The sequence below is a fragment of the Mitsuokella sp. AF21-1AC genome, from assembly GCF_003458855.1.
Lineage (GTDB): Bacteria > Bacillota > Negativicutes > Selenomonadales > Selenomonadaceae > Mitsuokella.
Window position 1 is genome coordinate 46935 of the sequence record NZ_QRVW01000017.1, and the last position, 6305, is coordinate 53239.

At 51.3% G+C, this 6305-nt stretch carries 7 protein-coding genes; 1 reads left to right on the forward strand and 6 read right to left on the reverse strand.

Annotated features, from left to right (window positions below; genetic code table 11):
• Window position 1: 1 nt before the first annotated feature.
• The 3 genes from leuC to ilvN all read right to left on the reverse strand — a co-directional run bounded on the left by leuC (window position 2) and on the right by ilvN (window position 2906).
• Window positions 2-1264: a 3-isopropylmalate dehydratase large subunit gene (gene leuC, locus DWX75_RS07575; RefSeq protein WP_118015733.1), complete on the reverse strand. Its 1263-nt coding sequence runs from the start codon at window positions 1262-1264 to the stop codon at window positions 2-4.
• A gap of 114 nt (window positions 1265-1378) precedes the next feature.
• Window positions 1379-2395 carry a ketol-acid reductoisomerase gene (ilvC, locus tag DWX75_RS07580; protein ID WP_118015734.1) on the reverse strand — a complete coding sequence of 339 codons (1017 nt, stop codon included), beginning with the start codon at window positions 2393-2395 and terminating at the stop codon, window positions 1379-1381.
• Window positions 2376-2906 carry an acetolactate synthase small subunit gene (gene ilvN / locus DWX75_RS07585; protein WP_118015735.1) on the reverse strand — a complete coding sequence of 177 codons (531 nt, stop codon included), beginning with the start codon at window positions 2904-2906 and terminating at the stop codon, window positions 2376-2378. Before ilvN ends, ilvC begins: the two co-directional genes overlap by 20 nt.
• A gap of 399 nt (window positions 2907-3305) precedes the next feature.
• On the opposite strand from ilvN, the gene mutY reads away from it, so the two are divergent.
• Complete coding sequence (gene mutY, locus DWX75_RS07590) at window positions 3306-4430, forward strand: A/G-specific adenine glycosylase (protein ID WP_118015736.1); 1125 nt, start codon at window positions 3306-3308, stop codon at window positions 4428-4430.
• On the opposite strand, the gene cas2 is transcribed toward mutY, so the two are convergent.
• From cas2 to cas4, 3 genes are read right to left on the reverse strand one after another with little or no spacing between them, the layout of a single operon-like run.
• Window positions 4400-4690, reverse strand: coding sequence for a CRISPR-associated endonuclease Cas2 (gene cas2 / locus DWX75_RS07595; RefSeq protein WP_118015737.1), 291 nt, complete (start codon window positions 4688-4690; stop codon window positions 4400-4402). The genes mutY and cas2 overlap by 31 nt on opposite strands.
• Window positions 4691-4699: 9 nt before the next feature.
• Window positions 4700-5731 carry a type I-C CRISPR-associated endonuclease Cas1c gene (gene cas1c / locus DWX75_RS07600; RefSeq protein ID WP_118015738.1) on the reverse strand — a complete coding sequence of 344 codons (1032 nt, stop codon included), beginning with the start codon at window positions 5729-5731 and terminating at the stop codon, window positions 4700-4702.
• Entirely contained in the window at window positions 5728-6078 is a 351-nt protein-coding gene (gene cas4 / locus DWX75_RS12350; protein ID WP_369974341.1) for a CRISPR-associated protein Cas4, read from the reverse strand. Before cas4 ends, cas1c begins: the two co-directional genes overlap by 4 nt.
• Window positions 6079-6305 lie beyond the last annotated feature (227 nt).

Genomic DNA, 6305 nt, shown 5'->3' on the forward strand with positions numbered 1-6305 from the left:
GTTACTGTACCTCCTCCGGTGTTGCGATGCGTCCTAAGATTGCACTCGCGGCTGCAACATGCGGGCCGGCGAGGTAAACTTCACTGTCGACATGACCCATGCGGCCGCGGAAATTGCGGTTCGTCGTCGAAACGCAACGCTCCCCCGCAGCCATGATGCCCATGTAGCCGCCGAGGCACGGGCCGCAGGTCGGCGTCGAAACGGCACAGCCGGCATCGATGAAGGCATCGATGTAGCCGCGTTTCATGGATTCCTTGTAAACGGCGGGGCTGCCCGGGATGACGATGCAGCGCACGCGGTCCGCAATCTTATGACCCTTGAGGATGGATGCAGCGATTTCCATATCCTCAAGACGGCCGTTTGTGCAGGAACCGATGATGACCTGATCGATCTCGATGGGCTCCTTGATGTCCTCGACGCGTTTCGTGTTGCCCGGCAGATGCGGGAACGCGACAACTGGCTTGAGCTCGGACAGATTGATGTCGACCTCGCGGCAGTACTCGGCATCGTCGTCAGCGGCCACCGGCTCATATGGTTTCTTGACGCGGCCATCGACATACGCTTTCGTGATTTCATCAAACGGGAAGATACCGGCCTTGCCGCCGGCTTCAATGGCCATGTTGGAAATCGTCAGGCGGTCCGTCATCGTCAGGGCCTTGACGCCCGGGCCGGCAAACTCCAGGGATTTATAAAGTGCACCATCCACGCCGATCATGCCGATGAGCGTCAGAATGACGTCCTTGCCGTTGATATTCGCCGGTTTCTCACCCGTCAGATTAACCTTGATGGCCTCCGGCACCTTGAACCAGGCCTTGCCCGTCGCCATGGCAGCGCCGAGATCTGTCGAGCCGACGCCCGTCGCAAAACCGTTGACGGCACCGTACGTGCAGGTATGGGAATCCGCGCCAATCGTCAGCATGCCCGGAGCCACAATGCCTTTTTCCGGCAGGATGACGTGCTCAATGCCCACGCGGCCCTGTTCAAAGTAATTGACAATCTTGTGTTTATGAGCAAAATCGCGGACTGTCTTGGCAAGCTCTGCCGACTTGATGTCCTTGGCCGGCTGGAAATGATCCGGCACGAGTGCGATTTTCGTATTGTCAAAGACAGGGCGGCCAATCTCCTCGAATTTCGCAATGGATGGCGGCGCCGTGATATCGTTCGCGAGTACCATATCGAGCTCACACGTGACGAGCTGACCGGCTTTCACGGAATCAAGGCCGGCGTGTTTCGCGAGGATCTTCTCGCTCATAGTCATACCCATAGTATGCCCTCCTAATCTATATGATCCAATGATGTCCAGTGATTGGAAAAAACTTCCCCGACGCAGTATTCGCCGGGGAAGCGTTCATTTCCTGTTCAGTTGCCTGACGGCGAATCAGTCTTTGGAAAGATCTGCGCCATCTTTGAGCCACGGCATCATAGCACGCAGTTCTTTACCGACCTTCTCGATCGGATGCTCAGCATGGAGGCGGCGCTCCATGAGGAAGTTTGCACGGCCAGCCGACTTGTTCTCAAGCAGCCAGTTGCGAGCGAACGTGCCGTCCTGGATCTCTTTGAGGACTTTCTTCATCTCTTTCTTCGTGTCTTCCGTGATGATGCGCGGGCCAACCATGTAATCGCCATATTCAGCCGTATCGGAGATGGATTTGCGCATCTTCGTGAAGCCGCCCTCATAGCAGAGGTCAACGATGAGCTTCATCTCATGGAAGCACTCGAAGTATGCCATCTCTGGCGGATAACCTGCCTCAACGAGGACATCGAAGCCCGTCTGCATCAGCTGGCAAACGCCGCCGCAGAGGACAGCCTGTTCACCGAAGAGGTCTTCTTCCGTCTCATCACGGAACGTCGTCTCAAGAGCACCGGAACGCAGAGCGCCAAGGCCCTTTGCATAAGCAAGAGCGAGGTCGAAGCACTTGCCCGAAGCATCCTGGTAAACAGCGAAGACAGCCGGAACACCGGAACCTTCCGTGAACGTACGGCGAACGAGATGGCCCGGGCCTTTCGGAGCAACCATGAAGACATCGACATCAGCCGGCGGGATGATCTGCTGATAATGGATGTTGAAGCCATGTGCGAAGACGAGAGCGCTGCCCGGCTTGAGGTTCGGTCCGATTTCCGTCTTGTAAACATCAGCCTGCTTCTCATCCGGGATCAGGACCGTCGTGATATCAGCCTGCTTGACTGCTTCAGCGACCGTGTAAACCTTCAGGCCGTGCTCTTCTGCGACCTTCTTGGACTTGGAGCCTTCATAGAGGCCGACAATGACGTTTGCACCGCTGTCCTTCAGGTTCAGAGCATGTGCATGACCCTGGCTGCCATAGCCGAGGATTGCGATCGTCTTGCCATTCATGAGTTCCCAATTTGCATCCTGATCATAGTAAGTTTTTGCCATAATACTCTCTCTCCTCACAATGTTCATAGATTGTATGTTCCCCGCGTTCCAGCGCTATGAGGCCGGTGCGTATGACTTCGGCAATCCCGTAAGGCTTCACGAGTCTCAGGAAAGCCGTCACTTTGTCATCGCTGCCCGTAATCTCAAAGACCAGTGTGTTGGACTCGACATCCACCACATGAGCCCGGAAGAGTTCCGCCATCTTCAAGACATCGAGACGGCTCTGATCATCCGCCTTGACCTTGATGAGCGTCATCCCGCGGCACACAGCATTTTTCTCATCCAGCCGCTGTACGGCACGCACAACCGGCATCTTCTCGAGCTGCTTGATCATCTGCTCAATCAGATTCTCATCTCCGTGCACCACCATCGTGATGCGGGAAAACTCCGGCGCTTCCGTCACACCAACAGACAAACTGTCGATGTTGAATTCGCGTCTGGAAAACATACTTACAACACGCACCAGCACACCCGTCTGGTTCTCGACAAAGACCGACAAGACATGTTTCATAGATTCATCCCCTTCTAAGAAAGCGTTGCTGTCACATCATCGCATTTCCGATGCAACTCACTTGCCTTTCAATGTGTAACGCTGTAAATATGTATACATTATTACTCTACGGGACGATTTTGTCAACATGTTTTTGTAAATTTTATTCTGTTTTTTGATTTGAATAAAACCGCTTCATCTTTACATAGTAGACATAATCCCCCGGCATACCATTATTTTCTATACCATTGTCTTTCTATACAGGATAAAACAAGATTCCTGTTTACATTTATTTGTATCGGTATTATCGTCTTTTTCACAAAGACACTTCCATGCTACAATGGATAGTATCAGTCAACGATGGAAAAGAATCCACAGGCGACTGCATGAAACCATAATAAAAAGGAAACGATACAGACCATGAAAGCAACCATAAAACTCCCTCATCCGGATATTCTCAGCCAGCTGCCACGCCCCCTGCTCACCTGGTACCAGGGACAGTCGGCAGCACGCGAGCTCCCCTGGCGCGAAGAGCCGACGCCCTATCACACCTGGCTGTCCGAAATCATGCTCCAGCAGACGAGAGCCTCTGCGGTCATCCCCTACTACCAGCGCTTCCTTGCGGCCCTCCCGGATATCGCATCTCTCGCCGCCTGTGACGACGAGACGCTCATGAAGCTCTGGCAGGGACTCGGCTACTACAGCAGAGCCCGCAATCTCAAGAAGGCCGCCATCGTCCTCACGGATACCTTCCACGGCGAGATGCCAGGGGATTTCAATGATTTACTGGATCTCCCCGGCATCGGCCGCTACACGGCCAGCGCCATCGGCTCCATCGCCTTCGGCCTGCCCCTGCCCGCAGTCGACGGCAACATCCTGCGCGTCGTCATGCGCGTGCTCGGCTGCCGTGAGGACATTGCAAAGCCCGCCGTGAAACGCGCCGTAGAAGATGCCCTCGCTCCCCATTATCCCACGGGAAAAGATGCCGGCGACCTCAATCAGGCCTTCATGGACCTTGGCGCCACCATCTGCCTGCCCCATGGAGCTCCGCACTGCGCCCGCTGCCCGCTCGCCCCGCTCTGCCTCGCACACGACGAAGGCTGTGAGCAGGAACTGCCGGTCAAGCAAAACAAAAAGCAGCGCCGCCAGGAAAACCTGACGGTGCTGCTGCTGCGCACCGGAAAAGCGATTGCCCTGCAGAAACGCCCGGCCAAGGGCCTGCTGGCCGGACTATGGGAACTCCCGCATCTAAAAGGACATCTCACGGCAGAAGAAGTCCAGGCGCATTTAGACGCACACGGCCTCTCCGTACAGGAAATCCACCGCCTGCCAGACGCCCGCCACATCTTCTCCCATGTCGAATGGCAGATGCGCGGCTTTGAGGTCCTGCTCAAAAACCCGGACTCTGGCATCGTAGCCGAAGACAACACGCCGCTCGTCTGGGCCTCCCCGCAGGAACTCGCCGAAACCTACAGCATCCCCGCCGCTTTCCAGTATTTTCTCAGGACACCTGCCTACAACATCAGGACCTCCTCCGGATCATAAGTATGCTTTGCACCATAATGGTCAATCTTCGATTGATATTTTGCACCCAAATTATAGAAGCGAATGCTGTCTTGTTCCGGATCCATGATTTTCAATAATTGATGCTTCAGCAAAACGAGTTCATCCGGCTGCAACAGGCACTCAAATACAGAATTCTGGACGCGCTGCCCGTACTGCTCACATCGTTTCGCTACCTGATGAAGTCTTCGTTTCCCCGCATTATCCTGCGTACTCACATCATATGTCACTAAAACCAGCATGTTCTCATCTCATTTCCACAAAAATGCCGGATACATATCCAGATCGCCACGTAATACCTTGGCCAGCAATTGCGCTTGAACGAAAGGAACCAGCCCCCACGGTATCTTTTCGTCTAAAAACGGGTGACGTATCGCATCTTTTTTCCTGTTCTGCCAATCGGTAAGAAAAACTTTACGTCCTTGTTCATTCAACAATACAGCACCATTTTCCTGTTGATCAAACGCATTCACATTGATTTTGCGATTATTGATCAAGGTCAGAACAAACCGGTCAGCATAAATGCTGCGCAACTCTTCCATCAAGTCTAAAGCCAGAGACATTCGTCCCGGGCAATCGCGATGCAGGAAGCCGACATAAGCATCCAATCCTACCGACTCCAAAGCTGACGCACAATCATTCGCTAAGAGGGTATATCCGAAAGAAAGCAATGCATTGACCGGATCTCTGGGAGGACGTTTTATCCGCTGTTCGAAGGAAAAAACCTTTTTATTCTGCAAGATAAGATGATCAAATACCGAAAAATACAAGCTTGCAGCTTCCCCCTCATAACCACGGAGGTGCTTCAAATCCTGACATTCCCTGGCCTTCTTGGCCAGCTGCCATAAGGCAGCACTTACTTCCTGCAACGACTGCGTATCCACGCTCAATGGATGATCGCGCTTTGCCCGTTCCAGCACGCTTCGTGCATTAAATATCTTGCCAACAATAAAGTATCTGGCAATTTCACAGCTCCTATCCTCGCTGTCTGAACACCGGTATTGTTCTTTCCGCAGCAAAACATTTCCCTGAGTTACTCCCACCACTCTGGCCAGAAATCTGCCGCTTTGACGGTAAAAGCATAAGCCTATATTCCTTTTGGCGCATTCTCCAAGCAAGGCTGGTGATGCTCCTTTATAACCAAAGTATATGATTTGTTCCAACGTATGAAGCGGAATCCTGCCTTTTACCTGATCATCCAGCAGTACCAAAACATTTTCATTTTCTAAAGCCAAATATGTTTCCGGAGTCATCACATATAATGTGTTGAATAACTTTCTCATAGCAAATCATCCTCGAATACAGCATTATAGTATGAATCAACTGACTTCTTTTTGCAAATTACAGGCAAACAAAGTTCCTTTAATGAACAACTCGAACAACCTTTCCTGGGACGTACTTTAGGGACATAACCAGTTTGAAGATAATGGTGCATTTGATCCAGCATTTCTTTGACTTCCTTACGCAAATTTTCTGTCAATAAAACGCGTTCACGCCGATGTGTTTCATGGTAATACAATGCCCCTTCTTCTATAGGGACACTCAACATTTCACTTAGACACATGGCCTGACAGCAAAGTTGCAGACGGTCCGCATCAATCTGCTTCGATTGACCTCGTTTGTATTCAATGGGAAATTAAACTGTTACCAAATTTTATATAAATCAATAAATATCTGGATAAATTTATCGATAGAATATCCTTCACGCTGGGAACGAATGAGGAATCGTATTAAATGGTTTCAATTCCAATGTCCCTCTCATACCACGAACGGATAAATCTATGTAAATATAATTAAATATTGTAAACCTATTCGCCTTTTGGTAAAATAATACTAGGAGGTGAATGAGATGAAACT

Coding starts and splice junctions, on each gene's coding strand:
- leuC (WP_118015733.1), bottom strand. CDS start 1,264: ATGGGTATGACTATGAGCGAGAAGATCCTCGCGAAACACGCCGGCCTT.
- cas1c (WP_118015738.1), bottom strand. CDS start 5,731: ATGAGAAAGTTATTCAACACATTATATGTGATGACTCCGGAAACATAT.
- ilvN (WP_118015735.1), bottom strand. CDS start 2,906: ATGAAACATGTCTTGTCGGTCTTTGTCGAGAACCAGACGGGTGTGCTG.
- mutY (WP_118015736.1), top strand. CDS start 3,306: ATGAAAGCAACCATAAAACTCCCTCATCCGGATATTCTCAGCCAGCTG.
- cas2 (WP_118015737.1), bottom strand. CDS start 4,690: ATGCTGGTTTTAGTGACATATGATGTGAGTACGCAGGATAATGCGGGG.
- ilvC (WP_118015734.1), bottom strand. CDS start 2,395: ATGGCAAAAACTTACTATGATCAGGATGCAAATTGGGAACTCATGAAT.